This window comes from Geoalkalibacter ferrihydriticus DSM 17813, from assembly GCF_000820505.1.
GTDB classification, from domain to species: domain Bacteria; phylum Desulfobacterota; class Desulfuromonadia; order Desulfuromonadales; family Geoalkalibacteraceae; genus Geoalkalibacter; species Geoalkalibacter ferrihydriticus.
On record NZ_JWJD01000001.1, the window covers coordinates 820196 to 844382 of the forward strand.

Below are 24187 nucleotides of genomic sequence, written 5' to 3' on the forward strand. Positions count from 1 at the left end.
CTTGCCCCTGAATCGCCCTTTTATCCTGGTTCTGCTGGCGGTTGCGGCGGCTCTGGTGTTTTTTCTGCGTGGCGGCGGGCCGCCGCAGGAGCTGCGCCAAAGCCGCATCCTGCTGGGCACGGTGGTGGAAATCAGCGTGTGGGAGGATGCCGAGGGTTTGGCGCGCGAGGCCGTGCAGGCAGCTTTTGCGGAAATGGCGCGCATCGAGGCGCTCATGAGCCCCCATGTGCCGGACAGCGACGTGGCGCGTCTGAGCCGCGCCGCGGAAGGCCTTGAAGTGGCCCCCGAAACCGCCGCGGTCCTGGCCCTTGGCCTGGATATCGCGCGCCGCAGTGATGGGGCCTTTGATCTTACCCTGGCGCGGCTTAAGGAACTCTGGGATCTGGAAGCGCAAAACCCACGCGTTCCCCGGAGCGAGGAGCTGGCTGCGGCGCTGGAGGGTATCGGCCCGCAGGCGCTGCGCCTTGAGGGCACGCGGGTGTACAAGGCGCATCCCACGCTAGCGGTGGATCTCGGCGGCATCGCCAAGGGTTACGCCGTTGATCGCGCCGCCTCAGTGCTTGAGCAGGCTGGTATTGCTGATGCCTCCATCAATGCCGGCGGCGATCTGCGTCTGCTCGGGCGGCGTGGCGAGCGGCCCTGGCGCATCGGCATCCGCCATCCGCGAGATGCCGAGGAGATCCTCACCATTCTGGACGTCAGCGACCGGGCGGTGGTTACCTCCGGCGACTACGAGCGGTTTTTCGAGAAGGATGGGCAGCGCTACCATCATATTTTTGATCCGCGCACCGGTTTTCCGTCAACCGCCACGCAGAGCGTCACTCTGGTCGCCGACAGCGCCATGCTCGCCGATGCCTTGGCGACCGCGGTTTTTGTCCTTGGCCCGCGCCAGGGGCTGGAATTTCTTGCCGCTTTTCCCCAAGCCGAGGCACTGGTCGTGGACGCCGACGGCCAGGTACACGCCACCGCGGGCATGGCGGAGCTGCAGCGATGATGGCGCGTTTGTGGCGGCGCATGACCGGTCTCGACAGGATCATCACGGTGCTTCTGCTGGTGGCGGTGGGCGCCTCTTTCGGCCTGCTCGGGCAGCGCCCGGCCGGGGCCTGGGTTCAGGTCGAGCGCGATGGGCGCCTGCTGTTCAGCGCGCCTCTCAGTGAGGCGCGCCGCGTGAGTCTGCCCGGTCCTCTGGGCGATACCCTGCTGGAAATCGCCGACGGCCAGGCGCGCATTCTCGATTCCCCCTGTCCGCACAAAGTGTGTATCGGCATGGGCGGGGTCTTTCGTCGCGGCGCGCTCATCGCCTGCGTTCCCAACCGCCTGATCGTGCATATCGAGGGCAACGGCGAAGAAGGAACTTCGACCTATGACCTCCTCAGCCATTGATCCGGACGAACTGGCGCGCTGCCGCCGCCGGGTGTTTCTCGCCCTGTTCACCGCCCTGGCGGTGGCGTTGCACACTCTGGAATTTCTCCTGCCGGCTCCAGCTCCCTGGTTTCGTTTCGGTTTCGCCAACATCCTGACGCTTTGTGCTCTGTTTCTGTTTGACGGCCGCGCCGCCTGGACGGTCAGCCTGACCCGGGTGGTGGTCGGTTCGCTGGTCCTGGGCAATCTGTTTGCACCGGGTTTCTTTTTGTCCCTCGCCGGGGCGGTTGCGGCGACGGCTTTGATGACCGGCGCGCGGGCCCTGGCCGGTGGGCGCCTCGGCCCGGTGGGCGCTTCGGCCCTGGGGGCGGTGGGCCACGCCCTCGGCCAGATTTTGGTCGCCTGGCTGCTGCTGGTGCGTCATGACGGCCTGTGGCTGTTGCTGCCTTTTTTTCTGCTGTTTTCCCTGCTGACCGGGCTGATCAACGGCTTTGCCGCCGCGGCGTTGATTGACGTGGTGCGCGGCCATCGCGCCTTTTCCCCTGCGGGGGAAGCACCGGAGGCGCCGCCATGACGCAATTCGCCGCCGCACTGCGGCCCTATCTCATTCCCTACCGCAGGGCTCTGTTGCTCGGTTCTCTGTGGCTGGTGGCGACCACCCTGTTGGCCATGGTCATTCCCTGGATGCTCAAGATCGGTATCGAGGCCGTCGAGGGAGGCAACTCCGCTGCGCTGTTCACGGCGGTTGCGGTGTTGGCCCTGGCCGCCCTGGTGCGCTGTGCCACGCGTATCGCCTCGCGTCTGTATTATCTGCACAGCGCGCGGCGCCTGGAAATCGATCTGCGCCGCGATCTGCTGGCGCGGCTGCTGCACCAGGATGGATTTTTTTTCGATCGCCACCGCACCGGTGATCTGCTCGCGCGCTTTACCGGTGATCTGGCCAACGTGCGCATGTTCGCCGGATTCGGCCTCTTGACCATCGTTAATGCGGCAACGGTTTATCTGCTGACCCTGGCTGTAATGCTGGTGCTTTCGCCGACCCTGACTCTGATCGCGGTGTTGCCCTATCCGCTGATGCTGCTTGCAGTCAAATGGCTCAGCCGCCATCTGCTCTATCATTCCGCGCAGGTGCAGGAGGGCATGGGACGGCTCAGCGAGGCCGTGGAGGAGGGCGTGAGCGGCCAGGCGGTGATCCGTGCCTATGGGTTGGGTGCGGGACGCGAGGCGCGCTTCGCCGAGATCAACGACGAGTATTTGCGCCGCAACCTGGTGCTGGCGCGATTGCGCGCTCTGGTGATGCCGGTCATGACCCTGGTGGGGCCGCTGGGAACACTGCTGGTGCTTTATTTCGGCGGCCGGCAGGTGGCGGCGGGAACCCTGTCCCTGGGGGAGTTTGTCGCCTTCAACGCGTATCTGGTGCAACTGGCCTGGCCGACACTGCTCCTCGGCTGGGTGTTGACCCTGCTGCAGCGCGCCTCGGCGAGCATGGAGCGGCTGCAATTGTTGCTGGCCCTGCCTGTGGTGCCGCCGGCCCCGGCAGTGCCGGATAGCGAGGCTCCCGCGCCGCAGGTGTCCTTGCGTGGACTGAGCTTCGCCTATGCGGATAAGCCCGTCCTCTCTGATCTGTCCCTGGAGGTACCCACTGGTGCCCTGGTTGGTCTCACCGGCCCGGCCGGATCCGGCAAGACCACTTTGCTGCGGCTGCTGGCTGGGCTCTATCCGCCGCCGCCCGGCACGGTTTTCATGGACGGGCAGGATTTGACCGATCTCGATGACCGCGCCCACCGTCTGCGTGTGGCGGCGGTGCCCCAGGAAGGTCGGCTGTTTTCCGGAACCTTGCAGGAAAACCTGCTGTACGCCGCGCCCCAGGCCGACGCGGAGCAGCTGAGCCGGCTTGCCGAGCGTGTGCAACTTGCGGGCGAGGTTGCGGATTTCCCGCAGGGCTTTGCCACTCGGGTGGGCGAGGGCGGCATGAGCCTGTCCGGCGGTCAGCGCCAGCGCGTCACCATCGGTCGCGCCCTGGCACGCGACGCGGGACTCTGGTTGCTGGATGATCCCTTCAGTCATCTCGACGCATCGACCGCCCGTGCCCTGTGGGACGAGCTGCGTCCCCTGCTGCGCGGCCGTACGGTGTTCCTGGTGTCCGGAAGGGTATCGCTGCTTGCCGGTGCAGACCTCATCCTCGTCCTCGCCGGCGGGCGCATCGCGCAGCAAGGCACCCACGACGAATTGCTTAAGGCTGGGGGTCTCTACGCCCGCCTCTATCACCGCGAACAATTGCAGGCGGATCTTGAAACCACCCACGACACGCCGCGAACAACTGACCACGAACAACTGACCACCAACAACTGACCACCAACAACTGACGGCCTTTCATGCCCCACGGACATCACCACGACAGCGACGAAATCACCGGACGCCATTTGGACTGGGCGCTGCTGCGCCGGTTTGTCGGCTATCTGCTCGCCTATCGCGGCGCCGCCCTGGCGGCGCTGGTGCTGCTGCCGGCGGTGGCTGCGGCCAAGTTGATTCAGCCTTATCTGCTGATGGTGGCCATCGACGAGTACATCCTTCCCGGCAACATCGCAGGACTCTGGCTAATCGCTCTGCTGTTTCTGCTCGCCCTGGCCGCCGAGAGCCTGCTCACCTATGCGCAGGCCTATGCCGTGCAGTGGGTCGGTCAGCGCATCATGGCCGATCTGCGTCGCGAGGGTTTCGCGCGGCTGCTGCGCCTGCCGGTGTCTTTTTTCGATCATCAGCCCTCGGGACGGCTGGTGACGCGCCTGACCTCCGATGTGGAAAACGTCGGCGAGCTTTTCGGCGCCGGAGTGGTTTCGGCCCTGGGCGATCTGCTGACCCTGGCCGCCATCGTCGTCATCATGCTGTGGATCAATCCCAGTCTCTCCCTGGTCGCTTTTGCGGTGATCCCGTTCCTGCTGATTCTCGGCCTGTTGTTTCGCCATTACATACGCCACGCCAATCGTCAGGTCCGTTCGCGTCTGGCCGGGATCAACGGCTTTGTCGCCGAGCGCATCGCCGGAACCGACGAGGTGCGCCTGTTCGTGCAGGAAGAGCGCACCCTCAAGGAATTCGACCAGTTACAGGATGGTTATCAGCGCGCCTCGCTGCGCGTCATCAACTGGGATGCCTGCCTCTATGCCGGGGTCGAGGCCCTGGGCGCGGTGGCCATCGCTGCCATTCTGTGGAAGGGCGGCGGCGAGGTGATCGCCGGGGTGACGAGCTTCGGCGTGTTGGTGGCCTTTATCGAATACGTACAGAAATTTTTTGCCCCCTTGCGCGATCTTTCGGCGAAATATTCCGTCATCCAGTCGAGCAACGCCTCCCTGGAGCGCACCTTCGATCTGCTCGACCGCGCTCCCGAGCCCTCAGGAGTTGAGGTCCCTCGCAAAGGTGCGGGCGCGATTCGCTTGGAAAACCTCAGCTTTGCCTACGATGATCAGGCCCCAGTGCTGCGCGGCATCGACCTGGCGCTGCGTCCCGGCGAAACTCTGGCCCTGGTCGGCGACACGGGCAGCGGCAAGACCACTCTCGCCCGCCTGTTGTTGCGCTTTTATGAGCCGACGGCGGGGCGCATTCTGCTCGACGACCAGGATCTGGCCGCAATGGATCCGGCCGAGGTGCGTCGTCGTATCGGCTGGATCTCCCAAGAGCCTTTTCTGTTCGACGGCAGCGTCCATGACAACCTCGACGGCGAGCGTCGCCGCAGCGCCACCGAATTGAATGAGATTCTGGACCGCACCGGGGCCGCTGAGGTGGTGGCGCGCCTGGGAGGGCTTGAGGCTCACATCAGTGAGCGTGGCCGCAACCTCTCCGCCGGGGAGCGGCAACTTCTGTGCCTGGCGCGCGCCCTGGTGCCCGATCCGCAATGGTTGATTCTCGACGAGGCCACCAGCCGCCTGGACGCTGAAACCGAAGAACAGGTGCGCGCCGGCATGGATGCCGCGCGCCAGGGGCGCGGCGCGCTGCTCATCGCTCACCGTCTGCGCTCCATCGTGCATGCCGAACGCATCGTCGTGCTGCGCCGCGGCCGCGTTGTCGAAGATGGCACGCACCGCGAATTGCTAAGGGCCGGGGGGCTGTATGCCAGGTTGTGGCGATTGCAGGCCTTGGAGAATAACTATGAAACGTAACGATTCAGCTGCCACGTCCCACAGTACCGCAGGATGCGGCGGTTGAGCGCTGCGGCAAATGTTTGAGCCGCAGGTGAGTTTTTGCCGCACGCGATGCCGCCGNACAGTACCGCAGGATGCGGCGGTTGAGCGCTGCGGCAAATGTTTGAGCCGCAGGTGAGTTTTTGCCGCACGCGATGCCGCCGGGTCCTGCGGTGCATGCTGAGCAGTTACGATGAAACAAGGATTTTGAGGGACAGGGAGGACTTCACGGGGTAAAATTGCCCCTGACGTCCCGCAGTTTCTTTTTTTCTTGAAAGTGGTGGCCCCATGAAACCAATCCTCATCTTATTGCTCAGCCTGCTCACCGCTTGTGCGGCGCCGCTGCCGGACGCACCCGTGGTTGCGCCGCCGGCCGCCTCGCCCGCGGCGCTGACGTCGGCTCTGGCGGCCCTGCCCGGTGCCGAACTCCTGGACACCGATGAGATCGGCATCCGCTATCCCGGTGAGGTGCTGTTCTCGTCCGGAGCGGTGTTGCCCTTACCCGGAGGGGTGGGTCTGCTCGATCCCCTGGCAAGGTTTCTTGTTGATTATCCGGGAAATCGCTGGGCTCTGAAAGTGCGGGCCGAAACCGAGTTCGGCGAGGAATATGACCAGCGCCTGGCCGAGGGGCGCGCTGAACTCCTGAAACGCTATCTGCTGCGCCGCGGAGTGGCGCCCGGACAACTCGACTGGCAGATTGAGGCGGGCGCGGGTGCGCCGCTGGAGGTGCTCTCCCTCGATCCCCCCTTGTCGGGGGGGAGGTCCTAAGGCGTTGCGCAGGGCGCGCCAGAGTCTCTCTACGGCCGGATGGCGCGGATTTCGTCGGGAGTGAAGGTGTAGACTTCCTTGCAGAATTCGCAGGTGACCTGGATCGGCTCTTTTTCTTCCACCAGTTCGTCAACCTCTTGCGTGTCGAGCCCGGCCAGCATCCTGCCGACCTGGCGGCGATTGCAGGTGCAGCGAAAGATGAGATCGCTGGTTTGCTTGACATCGAAGGGAATGTCGATCAGTAAGCGCTCGAGAATGGCATTCGCATCCAGGCCCTCCCTGAGCAGGCTGGTCACTGCCGGCATATTGCGCAGGCGTTCTTCGAGCAGAGCGATGCGTGACTCGTCGCCCCCCGGCATCGCCTGGATGATGAAGCCGCCTGCCGCGCCCACGCTGCCGTCGGTTTCCACATAGGCGCCGAGGGACACCGCCGAGGGTACTTGCTCAGAGGTTGTGAGGTAATAGGCGAGGTCTTCGCCGATCTCGCTGCTCACCAGGTGCACGGTGCCGCGGTAGGGCTCGCGCAGGCCCAGATCTTTGGTGACATGGAGAAAGCCGGCCTTGCCCACCGCGCCCACGACGTCGAGACGGCCATCCTTGAGGGGCAGGTTCGGGTGAGGATTTTTAACGGTGGCGCGCACCCGGCCCTGGGCATCGGTCTCGGCGCTCATGCGCATCAGCGGACCGTTGCCCTCGATTGTCAGGTTGAGGCGCTGGTCGCCCTTGAGCAATCCGCCCATGAGGGCGGCGCCGGTCACCAGGCGTCCCAGCGCGAGCGCTGCCGTGGGGTCGGCATTTTGCCGCCGCCGGCTTTCTTCCGCCAGGCTGGTGGTGACCGCCGCCAGGCCGCGCAGGCTGCCGTCGCGCGTGAGAACGCGTATGAGCTGATCTTTCATTACAACTCCTCGAAATGACGTGAGTTATGGCCGGGCGCGGGCTTGCCTTGGCGCCTGCTTGTGGTATCCTGACAGAATCGTTGATCCACGCCTGAGGGCGAAGATTAGCGGATTTCTTCTACTTGTGGCAAGACCCAAAGGAGGATTGCAGTCATGAAGATTGTTTTGCCCACCGCCGGCAAAGGCACGCGCCTGCGCCCTCACACCAACACCAAGGCCAAATCCCTGGTGCATGTGGCCGGCAAGACGGTGCTTGAACACATCGTTTCACGTCTGGCGCCGCTCAACGCCGAAGAATACATCTTTATCAACGATGAGGACAACGGCCCCCAAGTCATGGACTTCATGGCCGAGACCTTTCCTCAGCTCAACTGCTGGGCTACCCTGCAGAAGGAGCGCCTCGGCCCCGCCCACGCCGTGTCCCTTGCCGCGCCGCGCATCAATTCCGGCGACGACGTGCTGGTCGTGTTCAACGATACCATTTTCGTTGCCGATCTCGACCGCATTGCGCAACTCTGCTCCGACTGCGATGGTCTCATCTATTCCAAGGAGGTCGAGGATTATCAGCGCTTCGGCGTCAATGTGGTCGACGAGGCGGGCTTTATCGTCGATATGGTGGAAAAACCCGACACTCCGATCTCGCGCCTGGCGCAGGTGGGACTTTACTATCTCAAGGACGGGCGCGGCTTCATGGATTTTCTTGAGCGCACCATTCAGGCCGGTGAAACCGTCAAAGGCGAGTATTACCTGCCGGCGGTGTTCATGAACATGATCCGCGCCGGCCTCAAGCTCAAGGCCCCGACCATTGACGCCTGGCTTGATTGCGGCAAACCCGAAACCCTGCTGGAGACCAACCGTTATCTTCTGGCCGGCCGTCACCACGCCCATGGGGAAGTGCGCGATTCGGTGCTTATTGATCCGGTGCACATCGAAAAGGGGGCGGTGGTACAAAATGCCATCCTCGGTCCCAATGTCAGCGTCGCCGCCGGCAGCGTGATCGCCGACAGCATCGTGCGCGACAGCATCATCAATGCCGACAGCGAGGTGCGCTCGATGATTCTCGATGGCTCCATCATCGGTGAATCGGCACGTCTGATCGGCGCTGCGCGGCGCATGAATATCGGCGATCACTCCCTGGTCGAGATGTCGTAGGGGCGACGCATGCGTCGCCCTGTGCAAGGCATGCGTCGTTCCGGCCCGGGGCGCACGGCTGTGCGCCCCTACACGGATGCCATCATGCACAGGGCCGCATAAACCTTCGCGGCCGCCAGCACCTGGGCAAAGGGGGTGTGCTCGTCGGGGGTATGGGCGACTTCGAGGGCTCCGGGGCCGAGAATCAGGGGCTTGACGCCGGCTTCGAAAAACAGGTTTCCGTCCGAGTGGGAGCGGAATGCGTCAAAGCCGCCCTTGAGACCGAGGCTTGGATAGATGTCGGCGAGGGCGCGGGCGAGGGGATTGTCCGGTTCCAGGTTATAACCGCGCGCGGCGAAGTTGAACTCCAATTCGAGGTCGAGGTCGGGGATGAGTCGGCCGGCGGTTTCCGCGCGGTCGCGCAGGGCGGCTTCCACCTCGGCGGGATCGCCCTGCGGCGGCAGGTGCAGATCGATCCAGGCCTCGCAGCGGTCGGGCACGACGAAGCCGGCGCGCGACGAGGTCAGTTCGCGAATGGAATAGGCGATGTCCGAATTGCCGCGCTCGAACAAAGGGTCGCGCCCCAGGTGCAGCAGGACGCGCAGCATGGATTCCACCGCGTTGTGCCCGAGTTCGGGCAGGGATGAGTGGGTGCGCCGCCCGCGGGTGACGAACCCGGCTTCCAGGTAGCCGTAATGGGCGAAGCAGGGCATCATGCCGGTGGGCTCGCCGATCACGACCCAGGGCGGGTGGAAGCTTTCGAGGAAGGCCGCGCTGCCGTCGCCGTTTTCTTCTTCGCCCACCACCAGCAGCAGTCCCACAGGGGGGCGCTGATCGGGCGGCAGCACCTCCGCCAGGGCCAGAAAGGCCTCGACCATTGCGGCGCAACCGCCTTTCATGTCGGCGCTGCCCAGGCCGTGAATCAGCCCGTCCGCATCGCGTGCGCCGTAATCCTCCAGATCCCAGGCGCCGATGGTGTCGACATGGCCGACCAGATACAGGCGCGGTTCCTGCCAGCCCAGGGGCACCACAAGATTATAGCGGTCTTCATCCACCTCCTGGCGGCGGATGGCAAAGCCGGCGCCGTGCAGGTGCTCCTCAAGGTAGAGCTGGATGTCCTCCTCCTTGCCTGAGGGCGAGTAGATGTCGACCATCTCGACCAGCAGGCGGCGCAGGCGCTCGGCGTCAACGGCTTTCCAGATTTTTTCCAGGTTCTGCTGCGGCATCGCGCTTTTTCCCTTTCCGTTTACGCCCTAAGTTAAGGGTCATGTAGACGTGCTTTTGGATGTTGTTGAAGCCCTGCTTGGTGAAAAAGCGAATGGCTGCCTCGTTTTCGGCATCGGTATCGATGATGATCATGCGCACGCCCTGTTCACGCATGCGGCGCTTGATTTCGCGAAACAGGCGCGCGCCGATACGCAGCTTCTGCATGAAGGGACGAACGCCGAGCCACACCAGATAGCCGTATTTCCAGGCGGAGTGATGCTTTTCCACGGTGGTTCCCAAGGCAAAGCCGACGATTTGACCTTCGGCTTCCGCGACCAGGCACAGCTCGCTGTCGCTGTTGAACAGGGTGGTGATTTCATATTCGTCCCAGGTGCGATAGAGGCTGGGAGAATATTCGGCGGTAAAAATGTCTTCGCCCAAATGAAAGACAGTGGAAAAATCGTCGATGTTCATCTCGCGGATGCGTAGACGTTTTTCCTTGGGCAGATCCTGTTCTTCGGGCATGAGGCCTTTCCTTTCCGCAGCGACTTTTTTAACATTTGTAACCGTTCAGCAGGCACCGCAGGGTGCGTCGGACGTTGCAGCTGAATGGGTACAATTCTAGCAGATAATCCAGAATCTTCCCGGTCTTGCGCTCCATGGGCAAGGGCGCTATGATGCCGCACCTTTTTTCTGCGACCCGTCCCTTGAGGATTTTTTTCCGATGACCAGTGGTTTTGAATCTTACCTGCCCTATTTTCTGCCCCCCTTGCTGGGTGCAATTATCGGTTATGTGACCAACTATGTCGCCATTCGCATGCTGTTTCGACCGCTGCGCGCCTGGCGCGTGCTGGGCGTGCGTATCCCCATGACGCCCGGGATCATCCCCGGCAAGCGCCATGAACTGGCCGCGCGCATGGGCGAAATGGTCGGCAGCCATCTTCTGACCGCCGAGGATGTGGGGCGGGCGCTGGAAAAAGACAGCTTTCGCCGTGAAATCAAGGGCGCGGTGGCCGACAAACTCGGACGCTTTCTCGACCGTGAGCTGGGGCCCCTCGCACAACTGGTGCCCGCAGATTTTCGCGGACGTTTCCGCGAACTGGTCGAGCTGCTGCGTTGGAAGCTGGTCAAGGCGGTGTTCGCCTATCTCGACAGTGATGCATTCGAGACCAGACTGCGGGATTTCGTGCGGCGCAAGGGCAACGAGTGGCTGGCCCGCGACCTGGAGAGCTTTCTCACTCCCGAGCGTTACACGCGCCTGCGGGGACATCTGGATGATCGTATCAGCGGATTTCTCCACTCACCGGGCGTGGCGCGGGCCGTGGAGCAGTTCATCGACGCCAAAACCGATGAGTGGGTCGGTTCGGAGCGCACCCTGCGCGAGTTGCTGCCGGCCGATCTCATTGAGGTTCTGCTGGCGCAGGCGGAGAAAGAGGTGCCGCCCTTGCTGGAAAAGTTCGGCGGCATGCTCTACGACCCCGACTTTCGTGCGCGCCTGGTCATCAAAGGTCGCCAGGCTATCGAAGGCTTTCTTGATTCCCTGGGGGGGCTGTCGGGTCTTCTGAGCGGTTTCATCAATCTGGACAAGCTCTACGAGCGAATTCCGGAATTCCTGGATAAGGCCGGCGACGAAATTGCGCGCTGGCTCAAGGAGGAGAAGACCCAGGCGCAGGTAGCGCAGATGCTGCGCGAGCGCATTGATGCGCTGCTGGATCGCTCCCTGGCGAGCTATCTGGAAAAAGTGCCCTACGAAAAAGTCGCCGGGGTGCGTCGTTTCGTGCGCGGCAAGGCGGTCGAGTACGTGCAGAGCCGCCGTGCTTGCGATGCCGCGCTGAATCTCACCGAGCGCGGCATCGACCGGCTCAAGGATCGCAGCTTTGCCTCGCTGCTGGATAAGACCTTGCCGGAAGGGGGGCTTGAGCGCGGTCGCGAGGAACTCTGCGAGCGCATCCTGGCGGCGCTGCGCTCGCCGGCGGCGCGCGAGGTGCTGTCCAAAGTGCTGGAGGAAAGGCTTGAGGAATGGTTGTTTCGCAAATCCCTCGGGCGGCTCTCGGCGCGGGTGCCGGCCGATGTGCGCGAAGAACTCAATGAGGGCTTGTGCCGTCAGTTGGGTGAGTTGCTGAAAAAGGAGGTGCCGCCCCTGGTGGAAACCCTCAATGTGCAGCGCATGGTGGAGGAGAAGGTCAATTCCCTGGATCTGCTCAAGGTCGAAGGGCTGCTCATGGGCATCATGAAGGAGCAGTTCAAGTACATCAATCTTTTCGGTGCCCTGCTGGGCTTTTTCATTGGTCTGGCCAATCTGCTGATTCTGGGTTTTCGCTAGGCCCGCAAGCCGCTCCCCCCGCGATCCCCCGCCTCAGGGGGAAGCTCTCGCCCTCGTCACTGTTCAGCATGCACCGCACGCCGCGGCGGCATCGCTGGCGGCAAAAATCCGCCTGCGGCTCAGACATTTGCCGCGGCACTCAACCGCCACGTCCTGCGGTGCGATTGGGAATTGCCGCCGGCTAACAATCCACTTTATTCCATGCCCATTTCATAATTGAACTTGGAGGTTCCCGCCAGGGGCCGGTCATCCTTGGCGGCGGCCAGCACCTGCTTGCCGCGCTCGGAAAAGGCACCGCACTGGTCAAGTTCCACCAGGAAGCGCTCGGCGCCGAGGTTTTGCAGCTCCCGCAGGTGGCCGATGAGCGAAAAATCGGTATCCGAAGTGAGTACCGTCAGGCCGCTGCGATCATCCACGCTGTACTTCTCGCCACGGTCCGAAACCAGGGAGCGATCCGAGCGTGCGCCCTTGATGCGGATGCGCGAGGTGATCAGGGGGACCTGGGCGTGGACCGTAAGGGTCAGGGGAATCCCGACATCGCGCGCGAGAAGTTCGCCGAGGTTGTCGCGGTCGTCCTCAAGGTAGAGGCCGGCTTCGCTGATGCCGAGTTCGCGCCAGGCCAGCAGCGCTTGGGAGTTGAGGGAGAAGAGGCGAAAGCCGCTGCTCAGTTGCGGCTCCTCAAGTCCATCAAAGAGTTCAAAGTGACCGAGGTTGTTGAGGCGAAAGGCGCGGAATCCGGCTTCGACGAGAATTTCGACGGCCTGTTTGACTATCTGCCAATCCTCTTCAAAGAGGATGAAGGGGAGATCCCAGATGATCTTGTCTTTGCGATTGCGCAGCTTACGTGCGCTCAGCGCCACATGGCGCGCCAGGCGCGGTGTGAGGGGGATCAGCAGTCGCGCGATGGACGGGTCGTTGAGCAGGTGCGCGTCCCGCGGGTCGCCGACCAGCACGCTGAGCTGAGCTGTTGCCTCGGGCCTTGGCGCGTCGGCGGGCAGGAGCGCCTCCATGGCCGCGCGCTGATGCTCGCGGCGCGGTGCGCTGCGGCCGCCGGAAATTGCCTGAGCCAGCTCCTGGTAAAAGGCGCGGCGGATTTCCTTGAGGCGTTTGGGTGGAATGACCACCGGCGGCAGGGTTTCGGCGGTAAGCTCGCCAAGGATCAGGGCGGCATCGCCGCTGCGGCTGAAGACCTCGCGCAGAATATCCAGGGACAGGGGATTGTTTTCGGCGGCGTAGGTGGTAACGGCGAAGGTGCGTTCCACAACCAGGCTGTGCCATTGGGCGCGCAGGTGCAGCTGATCATCCCTGAGACTCACCGCCAGGGTGATGGTCTCGGCACGCGGTGCAGCCGCTTCCAGGCGGCGCCGGCAGGCCGCATCGCTCAGGGTGAAGGCTTGATCGGATGAGACTTTGAACACCGCGTCGCCCTTGCGGAAGCGATTGGCAAAGGGGCTCGGCACGGTGACCAGGGTGTCCGGCGAAGCCACTTTGGCGGCCTTGTGCCCCAGTTGCAGGGTTTTAACGGTAAATGCGGTGCCGGCCTGGTCGGTTTTGGGTTGCACGCGCAGGCGATCTCCCACATGCAGCCGGTCGCGGGTTTTGAAGCTGATGTCGCCGCCGCGCACCGCACTGATCTCGCCGAGAAAGCGGCCGGTGGACCCTTTCACGGAGGGCGCTGCGATATCGGTGGGATTGGGGCCGGTGAGAAAGCCGCGCGTCGGCAGGCGGCCAAAGGAGAGCTTAAGGCGATCTTTGGCCGTGCTCAAAGCGGCCTTGCGCTGTGCGGGAGGTGCATCGAGCACCTGCCGGTAGGCCCCGACCACCGAGGCCACGTACTCGGCGCTTTTCATCCGACCTTCGATCTTGAAGCTGCAAACCCCGGCCGCAGCCAGCTCGGGGAGCAGATCGATAGCCGAGAGGTCGTTGGGTGAAAAAAAATAACCTTCCTGCTGGTGGTAACGATAGCGGCGCCGGCAGGGCTGGGCGCAACGGCCGCGATTGCCGCTTTTGCCGCCGAGCCAGGAGGAGAAGTAACATTGGCCGGAAAAACTGAAGCACAGCGCGCCGTGAATGAAATGCTCCAACTCAAGGTGCGTCTTCTTGCGGATTGCGGTGATTTCCGCCAGGGACAGCTCGCGCGCCAGCACGCCACGGGTAAACCCCATGCGTTCAAGCTGCCGCACGCCGGCGGCATTGTGTACCGTCATCTGCGTTGAGGCGTGCAGCTCCAGGCCGGGGAAATGCCGGCGTGCCAGGCGCCAAACTGCCAGATCCTGAAGAATCACCCCATCGATGCGCAGGGCTTCGAGGGTTGCAAGGGTCTCCACCAGCTGCGGCAGTTCGCGCTCTTTGACCAGGGTGTTGAGGGTGACGTAGATGCGGCGCTCGCGGGCATGAGCGTAGTTAAGCATGCGCTCCAGATCGGCGGGTGTGAAGTTTTTCGCTTTAGCGCGCGCCGAGAAATCGCGCAGGCCGCAATAGACGGCATCGGCGCCGTTTTCCATGGCGGCGAAGAAAGCTTCGAGACTGCCGGCCGGGGCGAGGAGTTCGGGTTTGACGGATTGATTCATGAGTTCCTGCACGAAGTCAAGGTAGATGGCGTCGCAAAAAGTCCGCCCTACGGCGTTACGGCGTTTTTTCAGGACCTCGACATACCTGATGTATGCCTTCGCCCCTGAAAAACCACCANGATGGCGTCGCAAAAAGTCCGCCCTACGGCGTTACGGCGTTTTTTCAGGACCTCGACATACCTGATGTATGCCTTCGCCCCTGAAAAACCACCAGGCCTTGTAGGAGGAAATTTTTGCTTAGCCATCCTCTGAGTTTTTGCGAGTGCATCAAGATAATGCAACGAAAAAGCCGGAAGGGTGGTTATCACCCTTCCGGCCAGGCCTGTCCAGTGAGTCCGGTGTTCAGCGCCCTTGGCCTGATCCGTTCATGAGTTTCTCCATGGCCTGCAGATCGGCGCCGGAGAGATAGGTGCCGTTGACCCAGAATTTGGGAGTGCCGCGTACGCCCAGGTTTGTGACGATTTCCTGGTGAATTTCCAGCTGCCGGTTATCCTCGAATTGCGGCAGGGCGCGGCCGTCGTAGCGACCGCGCATGACATCCTCGTAGGCCTCCGCGGGATTTTTTGCGGAGAGGATGTAGCGCACCTTGGCCTCGGCTTCGGGGTGAATGCGGGTCAGGGGGTAGAAGTAGATGTAGCGGGTGACGTCGTCTCGTTCGCTGAGAAATTCGCTGGCCTTGCGGCAAAACGGGCAGTCGGGATCGGTGATTTCGATGACCACATTTTTACCGTCGCCGATTTTCAGCGCTTTTTCAAGGGGCAGATCCTTGATGCGGTCGGCCATCATCTGCGCTTGACGCGTGCGGGTCAGGCTCTGGCCCTGGGCATCCCAGATTTCTCCGTAGATCAGGTGTTGAGAGCGGGGCACGAAATAAATGATACGGTCGCCGCTGACCACCTCGTAAACCCCTTCGACGGGAGTGGCGTGGACGGAATCAAATTCAAGGCGGGGAAAAGTCATCTTGAGGGTCGCCGTGGCGCCGGAGACGCCGCTTTCGTCCTGCTTGGCAGCAAACGCGGGACTCTGCAGCGTGATCAGGGTCAACAGCAGGATCAACAGGGGAATCATTGGTTTTTTCATGAAGGGCTCTCCTGGAGCGAATTGTCTGGGGCTGTACGCCCACCGAGGTTAACGCGACATCAGGGGCAAGCATACCAGCTTTCGCAATTTTCGCCAAGAACCCTGCCTCGCTGGAACGGGAGCGGCCGGAAAGAGGCTGAAGTGTGACCGCTGCGCGCCGCCATTTCTCAACCCCTGTCACTTTGACTTGCGAGCTTTTTTGCGTCTATGTAGCGGATAACCGCCTTTTCAACTTCCACCAGGACAAATACCACGATCCCGGAGGCAATCACCAGTCCCCATTCGCCCAAGCCTATGTCTTCAGTACCGAACCACACCTGCAGGGGCGGTGCATAGGTCAGCGCCAGTTGCAGCACGATGAGAGCGCCGGCGGCGATCAGCGCATAGGCATTGCCGATAAAGCCCTTTACGTTAAAGGATGAATCAAAGAAAAAGCGGCTGTTGAACAGGTAGAAAAACTGTCCCGCCATGAGCACGTTGACGGCCAGGGTACGCGATCTTTCGGGCGACATGCCGTTGTCGAGGGCGCCGAGGAAAGCCCACAGAGTCAACCCGGCTATGAGCAGGGAGACAAAAAAGATGCGCCACAGCAGATGTCGGGAGAGAATCGGCTCATCATGCCGCCGGGGAGGGCNGCTTCGGCCGGCTCGAAGGCCAGGGACATGCCGAGGGTGACGGCGACCACCATATTGACCCACAGGATCTGCAGGGGCGTCACCGGCATGAGGGCGAAGGCGAAGAGCACGGCGGCGAGCACCGCAAAAGACTGGGCGCCGCTGGCAGGCAGGATGAAAAGGATGGTCTTCTGCAGATTGTCGTAGACCGCCCGCCCTTCTTCGACGGCTTTTTCGATGGAAGCGAAATTGTCATCGGTGAGGACCATTTCCGAAGCGTCCTTGGCCGCCTCGGAGCCTTTAATGCCCATGGCGATGCCGATGTCGGCGCGTTTCAGGGCTGGTGCGTCGTTGACGCCGTCGCCGGTCATTGCAACGATTTCTTTGAGGGACTGCAAAGCTTTGACCAGGCGAATTTTGTGCTCAGGGCTTGAGCGAGCGAAGATATCCGTCTTCCCCACCAGGTCATGGAGTTCTGCGTCACTCATTTTTTCGATTTCCCGACCGGAAATGGAGTGCTCCCCATCACCAATTCCCATCTGGGCGCCTATGCTGCGCGCTGTCAGGACATGGTCGCCGGTGATCATTTTGACCCGGATTCCCGCCTCGCGACACTTGTCGATCGCTCTGATCGCCTCATCGCGCGGGGGATCGATCAGCCCCAGAAGGCCCAGTAACGTGAATCCGCTTTCAGTGTCTTTTGGGTCCAGGGCCGCTTTTTTCCCATCGATATTTTTGACCGCAATGGCCAGCACCCGGTGCCCTTCACTGGCGATCTCATCCATCTTTTTTTCCCAGAGCCCTTGGTCGAGAGAGTCATCCTTTTCTTCACTGCGCTGCTTGTCACAGAGCTCCAGAACTTTTTCAGGAGCTCCCTTGAGATAAATCACCGACGATTCTTCCGGGGTGTGGTGCAGGGTGGCCATATAACGATTTTCCGACCTGAAAGGAATCTCATCGACGCGGGGAAATTCTTTTTCCGCAGCGTCGTGCTCCAATCCCGTTTTGCGGCCGAGGACATAAACACCACCGTCGGTGGGCTCTCCCTGCACGCGCCACTGTCCGTCGTCCTTATTCTTTTTCAGCTTGGCGTCGTTGCAGAGAAATCCGGCACGCACCAGTTCCTTGAGATCGGGGGCTTGCGAAAGATCCACCGCCTGGTCATCGTGCAGGATCTTTCCCTCGGGTGTGTAGCCGGTGCCTTCGACCGCATAGGCTTTTTGAACCATAAGGATGCGTTTGACGGTCATCTCGTTGCGCGTCAGCGTACCGGTTTTGTCTGAACAGATAACGGTGACCGAACCAAGCGTTTCCACGGCTGGCAGGCGGCGGATAATGGCATGGCGCCTGGCCATGCTTTGCACTCCCAGGGCAAGGGTAATGGTCATGACCGCAGGCAGGCCTTCGGGGATGGCTGCTACGGCGATACTCACCGCGATCATAAGCAGCTCGCCGACCTGATAATCCCTGAACACCAGGCCAAAAGCGAAAACTGAAGCACTCAGGCCCAGAATGGCCACGGAGAGCCAGCGGCCGAATTTTTCGACTTTACGCATCAAGGGGGTGGTGAGTTCCTCGACTTCCGAAACCAACTGGCCGATCCGTCCGATCTCCGACTGCTGTCCCGTGGCGACGACCACGCCCTCAAGGCTTCCGCTGGACACGAGGGTGCTCGAATAGGCCATGCACTCGCGATCACCCGTCGGCGAATCCTCGGCGACCGCATTCGTGGATTTCATGACCGGTTCAGATTCGCCCGTCAGAGCCGCTTCCTGAATTTGCGCGTCCTTGACCAAGATCAGACGCAGATCCGCCGGCACCTTGTCTCCGCCCTTGAGCAAGACGATGTCCCCCGGCACCACCTCTTCCGCGGGAATGACCTCCACCTTTCCCCCCCGCCGCACCCGGGCATCCAGGGAGAGCATGTCGCGAATGGATTCAAGAGCCTGTGCCGCCTTGCCTTCCTGAATAAATCCAATCACACCGATGATCAGCACCACCGCGAAGATGACCCACATATCCAGGAATTCTCCCAGCAGCCCGGAAATCACTGCCGCGGCGACGAGGATATAGATCAGGATATTTTTAAATTGGCGCAGAAAGCGTGACAGGGCACTTTCCTTTTTCCCGCGCGCAAGGCTGTTGGGCCCGTACTTCTCCAGGCGCTTGGCCGCCTCTTCGGCACTGAGCCCGGCTTTTTGGGCCTCCAGCTCCTGCAGAACCTCATCAGGGCTGCGTGCATGCCATGCGATATTTGTATGCGGATGTTGATTGTTTTGCGCCATTCTCATCCTCGAAAATCCGTGCGCCTGCCTGAGGTGTTTTTTTCACAGGCGATGGCCCATAAATTTCACTCGCTCTATCGAGTTGTTCTTTTCCTTTCGGGCTATCAACTTTACCTGAGAAGCCGCGCCTGTCCAGTGATCCGGGCACCGAACCCCTTCGTCATGGATGTCGCGAGACACCCTGGGCTGAATAGATATTCTCCCGGGTCCGACGCCCTGACCCTGGCAATTTAAAAAGGTGTGAGGATTCGCCGCACGGGGCACTAAGGGGTTACAGCAAACCGCGGTCGGCGAAGGAGACGTAGCGGCCGTTTCCGATCACGATGTGGTCAAGAACACGCACGCCGACCAGCTCGCCGACCTCCTTGAGGCGGCGGGTGATGTCCAGGTCTTCACGGCTGGGGGTGGGATCTCCCGAAGGATGGTTGTGGACGAAGAGCACTGCTGAAGCCGATTCACGGATGACCGGAGAGAAGACTTCACGGGGATGCACGATGCTGGCGTTCAGGCTGCCTTCGGAAATGGGGACTTCGCGGATCAGGCGGTTTTTGCTGTCGAGGAGCAGGGTGTAGAAGACTTCGCGTTTGTGGTCGCGCAGCCGCTCATGATAGGAGCGGAAAATCTCCTCGGAGTTGGTGAAGCGGTCACCGGGGCGCAGGCGCGCATCGGCAAAGCGTCGCGCGATCTGAAAAACCGCCTGCAATTCGGCAGCTTTGGCCGGACCAATGCCCTTGATCTGACAGAGTTCGGCGATGGTTGCCGCAGCCAGTTGCCGCAGGCCGCCGAAGCGCGCAAGTAGCAGGCGCGCGTGATCCAGGGCGCTGGTGCGGGTGGCGGCATCGCCGGTGCGTAGAATCAGCGCGAGAAGTTCCGCGTCGCTCAAGGCCTCCGCGCCGCGATCGAGCAGCTTTTCCCTGGGGCGCTCGGCCTCGGGCCAATCTTTGATGCGGCGGTTGGTGTCGGACATGATGTCTCCCTCCTGTGGTGCATGGCATGATAAACCCCCTGAAGGGGAAAGGCTCATTAAAGAGGAGACGGGGTCATCCGTCAAGAATCCTGAAGAAAAAGATAGGTGTCGAGCATGCACCGCAGGGCGTGGCATCTGGATAGGTACAAAAAAAAGACCGGCTGCACGCAGCCGGTCTTTTTCTGAGCCTATAAGGCGAAGGTCTGGAAATATCGTCTATTCGCGCACGTAGGTGTCGATGTCGGTTTCGTGAACCATGCCCATGAGGCGAGCGTACTCGGATTCGATCACGGCGAAATGATCGCGGGTTTCCTTGGCCATGCGGTCAAAAACGGTGCGCACCGCCGGGTCAATGATGTTGGTGGCTGTGCCTTCAAGGACGCGGGCGAGATCTTCCTCTTCCTTGAGGGCGATTTCCATGGCACGACGCTCATGCACGTTTTCGTCGAGGGCCTTCTCCAGGTTGCGGAGCATGGCCGATTCTTTGCGCGGCGGGCTCTGAATATATTGCTCGAAGCTCCCAAGGTCGTTGCCGGGATAAATTTTGAAAAAGTGGCTGCAGTGTTCTTTTTCTTCTTTAGCGAGCTGTTCAAAGACTTTGCGGCCGCGCTCGTTTTGGGTGATTTGAGCGGCACGGCTGTAAAAATCCATCACGTCCTTTTCGGTTTGAACAGCGGTCTTGATCGCTTCTTTCATGTTGAATTCCTGCGGCATCGGTGGTGCCCTCCTCCAGAATAGATTGCGGTGCCCATCTTCAGACACCGTATACAGTGCGATCTTAACTGATGCTGAGGGTGGCTGTCAATCAACCCGTCCTTTTAAGTGAGTGATTTGCTTTACAGAATCGTCGGGGTTGTTAAGCTTTGGGAAGACAACCAACCGCAAGGAGGCCGTCATGACCTACGGAGAGGACCGCATCTACAAAAAGATCGAAGTCATCGGAATTTCGTCCCAAAGCATCGAGGGTGCGGTTCAGGCCGCAGTGAGTCGCGCCAGTCAGTCCCTGGAGGGCATCTCCTGGTTCGAGGTTCAGGAAGTGCGCGGCCATGTGGGGCCCGAAGGCAAGGTCGCCGAATATCAAGTGGTCATCAAGGTCTCCTTCGAGCTAAAGTAGGCAATAAAAGGGGACAGGCCGGTTTTTCCCTTTAAAAAACCAGCCTGTCCCCTTTTTAGTCGCCGAGCAGCGTGCGGATGACCTCGCCGGCCATGGTCAGGCCGAAGATGGGTGGAATGTAGGAAGAACTACCGAGGATTACGCGGCGGTCGGTGCAGCTCCAACGCTGATCTTGCTGGTTGGGGCAGATACAGTTTTGCGCGCACACCACGGTTTCCTGGCTCAGTGGACGGTACTCTTCCGTCGAGTAGACCACTTTGACGCCCTTGGAAATGCCGCGCTTGCGCAGGTTCTTACGTAAAATACGCGCGAGGCGGCATTTTTGTGTGTGAAAGAGGTCGGCAACCTTGATCTGTGTCGGGTCGAGTTTGTTGGCGGCACCCATGGAGGCGATAATCGGCAGGCCCAATTCGTGGCAACGCTGGATGAGGTGCAGTTTGGCGGTGATGTGATCGATGCAGTCGAGTACATGATCGTAGCCGCGGGCGAGCAGATCTTCGCTTGCGCCGGCTTCATAGAATGCCTGCAGGGGCTCGACGGCGATGTGCGGATTGATCGCGCGGCAGCGTTCGGCCATAACCTGCACCTTGGGTTTGCCGATGGTGCCGTCGAGGGCATGAATCTGGCGATTGACGTTGGTCAGGCAGATCTCGTCGAAATCGATGAGGGTCAGGCGGCCGACGCCGGAGCGCGCCAACGCTTCGGCGGCATAACCGCCGACTCCGCCGATGCCGAAGACTGCCACCGAGGCCTCGCTAAGGCGCGAAAGACCGTCGCGACCGACGAGAAGCTGCATGCGTGAGAAGCGGTGCTGATCGAGTTTGTTGTCCATGGGGTAAATTGTCCTTTGTCCCTTATCGCTTTGTCCCTTTTCAGTTGTCAGTTTTTTCGGGCCGGTGCAGGATCCGCTGGGCGTTTTGTGTGGTGATGCGGGCGGTTTCTGCGAGGCTCCAGTTGCGGATACGGGCGACTTCTGCGGCGATCAGGCTCAGCCATTCGGGCCGGTTGCTTTCTCCGCGATGGGGATGGGGAGCGATGTCCGGGGCGTCGGTTTCAAGCACGATCCATTCGGCCGGCAGCGCCTTGAGGACCTCGGGCGCACTTCGCGGCAGTTGGAAGACGCTCAGAATCGCCTGATGGTGGAATTNCCGAGATCCACGGCCTGCAAGGCAGATTCGATACTGCCTGCATAGGCGTGCAGAATGCCGCCCACCTGGTGCGCCTGTTCTTCACGCAGAATTTCCAGCAAGCGGCCCATGGCCTTGCGGCAATGGATCAGGACCGGCAGCTCGGCTTCGCGCGCCAGGCGCAATTGCCCACGCAGCGCTGCTTCCTGTACTTGCGCACCGGGGGCGGGCAGCAGAGAGTCCAGGCCGATTTCTCCCACCGCGACCACTGCGGGTTTGTGCAGCAGTGCCTCCAGGGCGCTTTGGGTTTGTGCATTCCAGTTTGCGGCTGCCTGGGGATGGACGCCTGGCGCGGCCAGGGCTCCAGGGATTGTCGCGACCGTCTCCATAAGCCCCGCCCATGCCGTCGGGGCGACACCGGGAACCAGAAACTGACCGACGCCCGCGGCCCGGGCGGCTTCGATTTCAGGTTTCAATCGCTCCGAAAGGGGTGCCCGGTCGAGGTGGACATGGGTATCGAACAGGTACGGGTCCAGTTTTTTCATGGCTCTCATCCTAGCACGCTTGTTCAGGCGCTGGAAAGCGGCCTCGGCACACTTGGTCCTTGCGCAGACTAGGCAAATATGTTAAAAAAACTTGATAATTAATTCAAGCCAACCACTGATCTCCAGGGATACTCCCATGACCGCCAGTACGCCGCAGGATCTCAGTTATCTCAAAAAGGTTTTTCTTTTCACCCATCTGACCGGCTTGGGTGCCGGTCTGATTTTCCCCCCCCTGGTGTGGCCTCTGCTGGGTGCGCAGGTGTTAAGCCTGAATTTCTGGCTGATTTGTCTGGCCATGGGCTATGCCGTCGGCGCCTTGAGCTTTTTTTATGTGCGCGCCACTCTGAAAAAGCAGTTGCGGATTCAGTTGCAGTTGCTGCAAGGGCTTTCGGGAAAGATGGATGTCTCGGAGGAGAGCGTCGAGGGGCTCATGCAGGCAATGGAAGCTGCCGTGGGGCGGGTGCGGGAGTTGGTTGACGGCACCTATGGCGCCATCGACGATTTATTGCCGAAATTTCATTCCTTTTCCGACGCCATCCGTTATCTGGCCGACCGGGCGCGCGAGGGTCTGGCGGCGGCGCTGGTCACCGGCAAGGATGTCGCAGCCATGGAGGAGAAACAGCGCGAAGTCATGGAGCAACTCGAAAGTCTCAGTTTCCGTTCGCAGGAAGAAGCCTCGATTTCTCGTGAGCTGTCCGCATCCCTGGAAGAGATGGCCGGTGCCATGAGTCGCACCCGCGGCAAATTCCTGGAAACCTCGCGCATCGCCGAGCAGATGACCGCAAGCGTCGAAAAAGTGCGTCGCCAGGCCGATGAAGTGATTCAGGCGGTGGAAGGCACAACCCGCGACCTCGACACCATTGGGGACTCCTTGGAGAAAATCCGCTGGGGAGCTTCATCCAGCGCCGAAGCTTCAGAGCGCGTTAAGCGCGATGCAACTAACGGCCTCGAGGTGGTAAAAAGCTCCATCGACGAGATGGAGCGCATTGAGGAAGAAAGCCATCGGGCCACCGAGGCCATGAAGCGGTTGTCGGCGCAGACCGGCGAAGTTACCAAGATCATCGAGGTGATTAGGGAGTTGGTCGGCGATACGGAGCTTCTCGCCTTCAATGCCGCCATCATCGCCGCCAAGGCGGGCGAAGAGGGCAAGGGTTTTTCGGTTGTCGCTGAGGAAATCCGCGATCTGGCCGACCGCACCACCGCCAGCGCCCAAGACATCCATCACATCGTCAAGAAGATCTCCGTGGATACCCGCGAGGTGACTGGCGCCGTCGAAGCCACCGCCAAGCGCATAGCAACCGGCAAGAAACTCTCTCTGTCAACCGGCGAGGCGCTGCACAAGATTGTGGCCAGCGCCGTGGAGGCCGCCGATGCCTCGGAGCAGATCGCGCGCCTGACCGGTGAGCAGAGTGGCCGGGCGCAAAGCTTGCTCGAGCAAGCCGGCGGAAGTCTCAATGCGGTGAAGTCGATTACCGGCGCAATGCAGGCGCAGCAAAAGGATCTGTCGCGCATCCAGGAAGGGGTCGCGCAGATGAAGAGCGGTTCAGACCAGATGGTCAGGGGCATGGAGGAACAGGTGCGCGCCAACCATGAATTCGACCGCAGCCTCAACGAGCGCGAGACCCAGGTACGCGCCGTCACCGAGGCGACGCGCTTTCAGATGGACGCGTCCAAGCGGGTCTCGAACCATTTCGCCAAATCGGAGAAACGCCTGCGCACCAACGCCGAAAAGGCCGAAGAAATCATCCGTGACGTCGCCGAAATGGAGCGTCTGACGGATGATTTACGGGATCTGGCCGAGGATTTTCGACGCTGAGCATCACAAAAAAACCGGCGATGAGCCGCAAGAAACGATTGATGGTCATAGACTCCTCCTGAGCAACATTCAAAAAACAACATATCTTTATGTCTTCTCCCCGGCAAGGGCCCGACGTGCGAATTGCCTTGACCCCGCCTGCGTTCAGGATTATGTTTTTTTCTTGAAATTCCGACGATTCCCCTGTCCTCACCACTCCTGTCATGCAACC

Annotated in this window: 20 protein-coding genes and 1 pseudogene; 10 read left to right on the forward strand and 11 right to left on the reverse strand. The window is 61.2% G+C overall.

Features of this window, described 5'->3' with window-relative positions; translation table 11 throughout:
• Position 1 precedes the first annotated feature (1 nt).
• The 6 genes from GFER_RS03915 (at position 2) to GFER_RS03940 (ending at position 6302) form a co-directional block, all read left to right on the forward strand.
• On the forward strand, positions 2-994 hold the full coding sequence (locus GFER_RS03915; RefSeq protein ID WP_052445934.1) for an FAD:protein FMN transferase: 993 nt from the start codon (positions 2-4) through the stop codon (positions 992-994).
• Positions 991-1383, forward strand: coding sequence for a NusG domain II-containing protein (locus tag GFER_RS03920; protein WP_040096236.1), 393 nt, complete (start codon positions 991-993; stop codon positions 1381-1383). Before GFER_RS03915 ends, GFER_RS03920 begins: the two co-directional genes overlap by 4 nt.
• Positions 1364-1936, forward strand: coding sequence for a Gx transporter family protein (locus GFER_RS03925; protein WP_040096238.1), 573 nt, complete (start codon positions 1364-1366; stop codon positions 1934-1936). Before GFER_RS03920 ends, GFER_RS03925 begins: the two co-directional genes overlap by 20 nt.
• Positions 1933-3714, forward strand: coding sequence for an ABC transporter ATP-binding protein (locus tag GFER_RS03930; protein ID WP_052445935.1), 1782 nt, complete (start codon positions 1933-1935; stop codon positions 3712-3714). The genes GFER_RS03925 and GFER_RS03930 overlap by 4 nt, the downstream gene beginning before the upstream one ends.
• A gap of 23 nt (positions 3715-3737) precedes the next feature.
• Complete coding sequence (locus GFER_RS03935; RefSeq protein ID WP_040096240.1) at positions 3738-5513, forward strand: ABC transporter ATP-binding protein; 1776 nt, start codon at positions 3738-3740, stop codon at positions 5511-5513.
• A 309-nt stretch (positions 5514-5822) separates the two neighbouring features.
• Positions 5823-6302 (forward strand): OmpA family protein, encoded by a 480-nt coding sequence (locus GFER_RS03940; protein ID WP_040096242.1) that lies wholly within the window; start codon positions 5823-5825, stop codon positions 6300-6302.
• 29 nt (positions 6303-6331) lie between these two features.
• Here the strand turns inward: GFER_RS03940 and hslO are convergent, their stop codons facing one another.
• A complete protein-coding gene (gene hslO, locus GFER_RS03945; RefSeq protein ID WP_040096244.1) occupies positions 6332-7198 on the reverse strand; it encodes an Hsp33 family molecular chaperone HslO in 867 nt (288 codons plus the stop codon).
• A gap of 153 nt (positions 7199-7351) precedes the next feature.
• Here hslO and GFER_RS03950 point away from each other — a divergent pair, with 153 nt between their 5' ends.
• Entirely contained in the window at positions 7352-8350 is a 999-nt protein-coding gene (locus tag GFER_RS03950) for a sugar phosphate nucleotidyltransferase (protein WP_040096246.1), read from the forward strand.
• A gap of 68 nt (positions 8351-8418) precedes the next feature.
• On the opposite strand, the gene GFER_RS03955 is transcribed toward GFER_RS03950, so the two are convergent.
• A complete protein-coding gene (locus tag GFER_RS03955; RefSeq protein WP_040096248.1) occupies positions 8419-9555 on the reverse strand; it encodes a M20 family metallopeptidase in 1137 nt (378 codons plus the stop codon).
• Positions 9515-10060, reverse strand: a complete 546-nt coding sequence (locus tag GFER_RS03960; RefSeq protein WP_052445936.1) for a GNAT family N-acetyltransferase — start codon at positions 10058-10060, stop codon at positions 9515-9517. The genes GFER_RS03955 and GFER_RS03960 overlap by 41 nt, the downstream gene beginning before the upstream one ends.
• A gap of 199 nt (positions 10061-10259) precedes the next feature.
• Between GFER_RS03960 and GFER_RS03965 the strand changes: the two genes are divergently transcribed.
• Positions 10260-11858 (forward strand): DUF445 family protein, encoded by a 1599-nt coding sequence (locus GFER_RS03965; protein ID WP_040096251.1) that lies wholly within the window; start codon positions 10260-10262, stop codon positions 11856-11858.
• Between the two features lie 194 nt (positions 11859-12052).
• On the opposite strand, the gene GFER_RS03970 is transcribed toward GFER_RS03965, so the two are convergent.
• The 5 genes and pseudogenes from GFER_RS03970 to GFER_RS03990 form a co-directional block, all read right to left on the reverse strand.
• Positions 12053-14428, reverse strand: coding sequence for a peptidase U32 family protein (locus tag GFER_RS03970; RefSeq protein WP_040096254.1), 2376 nt, complete (start codon positions 14426-14428; stop codon positions 12053-12055).
• Between the two features lie 342 nt (positions 14429-14770).
• Complete coding sequence (locus GFER_RS03975; protein ID WP_052445937.1) at positions 14771-15508, reverse strand: DsbC family protein; 738 nt, start codon at positions 15506-15508, stop codon at positions 14771-14773.
• A 167-nt stretch (positions 15509-15675) separates the two neighbouring features.
• Positions 15676-18407 (reverse strand): annotated as a pseudogene (locus GFER_RS03980) (cation-transporting P-type ATPase).
• Positions 18408-18678: 271 nt separating this feature from the next.
• Complete coding sequence (gene radC, locus GFER_RS03985; RefSeq protein WP_040096257.1) at positions 18679-19374, reverse strand: RadC family protein; 696 nt, start codon at positions 19372-19374, stop codon at positions 18679-18681.
• A gap of 216 nt (positions 19375-19590) precedes the next feature.
• Positions 19591-20070, reverse strand: a complete 480-nt coding sequence (locus tag GFER_RS03990) for a ferritin family protein (protein WP_161807378.1) — start codon at positions 20068-20070, stop codon at positions 19591-19593.
• Between the two features lie 199 nt (positions 20071-20269).
• Between GFER_RS03990 and GFER_RS03995 the strand changes: the two genes are divergently transcribed.
• Positions 20270-20488 carry a dodecin gene (locus GFER_RS03995; RefSeq protein WP_040096262.1) on the forward strand — a complete coding sequence of 73 codons (219 nt, stop codon included), beginning with the start codon at positions 20270-20272 and terminating at the stop codon, positions 20486-20488.
• Between the two features lie 55 nt (positions 20489-20543).
• Here the strand turns inward: GFER_RS03995 and GFER_RS04000 are convergent, their stop codons facing one another.
• From GFER_RS04000 to GFER_RS04005, 3 genes are read right to left on the reverse strand one after another with little or no spacing between them, the layout of a single operon-like run.
• Entirely contained in the window at positions 20544-21320 is a 777-nt protein-coding gene (locus tag GFER_RS04000) for a tRNA threonylcarbamoyladenosine dehydratase (protein ID WP_040096264.1), read from the reverse strand.
• A gap of 40 nt (positions 21321-21360) precedes the next feature.
• On the reverse strand, positions 21361-21663 hold the full coding sequence (locus GFER_RS19570; RefSeq protein WP_082047816.1) for a TatD family hydrolase: 303 nt from the start codon (positions 21661-21663) through the stop codon (positions 21361-21363).
• The gene (locus GFER_RS04005) at positions 21612-22169 is read right to left on the reverse strand and encodes a TatD family hydrolase (RefSeq protein ID WP_082047818.1); all 558 of its coding nucleotides are present in this window, start codon (positions 22167-22169) and stop codon (positions 21612-21614) included. The genes GFER_RS19570 and GFER_RS04005 overlap by 52 nt, the downstream gene beginning before the upstream one ends.
• Positions 22170-22296: 127 nt before the next feature.
• Between GFER_RS04005 and GFER_RS04010 the strand changes: the two genes are divergently transcribed.
• A complete protein-coding gene (locus tag GFER_RS04010; RefSeq protein ID WP_040096267.1) occupies positions 22297-23976 on the forward strand; it encodes a methyl-accepting chemotaxis protein in 1680 nt (559 codons plus the stop codon).
• Positions 23977-24187 lie beyond the last annotated feature (211 nt).

Bases quoted from the DNA above. Each gene is read 5' to 3' on its own strand.
- GFER_RS03995 (WP_040096262.1), top strand. From the start codon at position 20,270: ATGACCTACGGAGAGGACCGCATCTACAAAAAGATCGAAGTCATCGGA.
- GFER_RS03920 (WP_040096236.1), top strand. From the start codon at position 991: ATGATGGCGCGTTTGTGGCGGCGCATGACCGGTCTCGACAGGATCATC.
- GFER_RS04000 (WP_040096264.1), bottom strand. From the start codon at position 21,320: ATGGACAACAAACTCGATCAGCACCGCTTCTCACGCATGCAGCTTCTC.
- GFER_RS03935 (WP_040096240.1), top strand. From the start codon at position 3,738: ATGCCCCACGGACATCACCACGACAGCGACGAAATCACCGGACGCCAT.
- GFER_RS03960 (WP_052445936.1), bottom strand. From the start codon at position 10,060: ATGCCCGAAGAACAGGATCTGCCCAAGGAAAAACGTCTACGCATCCGC.
- GFER_RS04010 (WP_040096267.1), top strand. From the start codon at position 22,297: ATGACCGCCAGTACGCCGCAGGATCTCAGTTATCTCAAAAAGGTTTTT.
- GFER_RS03965 (WP_040096251.1), top strand. From the start codon at position 10,260: ATGACCAGTGGTTTTGAATCTTACCTGCCCTATTTTCTGCCCCCCTTG.
- hslO (WP_040096244.1), bottom strand. From the start codon at position 7,198: ATGAAAGATCAGCTCATACGCGTTCTCACGCGCGACGGCAGCCTGCGC.
- GFER_RS03955 (WP_040096248.1), bottom strand. From the start codon at position 9,555: ATGCCGCAGCAGAACCTGGAAAAAATCTGGAAAGCCGTTGACGCCGAG.
- GFER_RS03925 (WP_040096238.1), top strand. From the start codon at position 1,364: ATGACCTCCTCAGCCATTGATCCGGACGAACTGGCGCGCTGCCGCCGC.
- GFER_RS03990 (WP_161807378.1), bottom strand. From the start codon at position 20,070: ATGAAAGAAGCGATCAAGACCGCTGTTCAAACCGAAAAGGACGTGATG.
- GFER_RS03975 (WP_052445937.1), bottom strand. From the start codon at position 15,508: ATGAAAAAACCAATGATTCCCCTGTTGATCCTGCTGTTGACCCTGATC.
- GFER_RS03970 (WP_040096254.1), bottom strand. From the start codon at position 14,428: ATGAATCAATCCGTCAAACCCGAACTCCTCGCCCCGGCCGGCAGTCTC.
- radC (WP_040096257.1), bottom strand. From the start codon at position 19,374: ATGTCCGACACCAACCGCCGCATCAAAGATTGGCCCGAGGCCGAGCGC.
- GFER_RS03940 (WP_040096242.1), top strand. From the start codon at position 5,823: ATGAAACCAATCCTCATCTTATTGCTCAGCCTGCTCACCGCTTGTGCG.
- GFER_RS03930 (WP_052445935.1), top strand. From the start codon at position 1,933: ATGACGCAATTCGCCGCCGCACTGCGGCCCTATCTCATTCCCTACCGC.
- GFER_RS03950 (WP_040096246.1), top strand. From the start codon at position 7,352: ATGAAGATTGTTTTGCCCACCGCCGGCAAAGGCACGCGCCTGCGCCCT.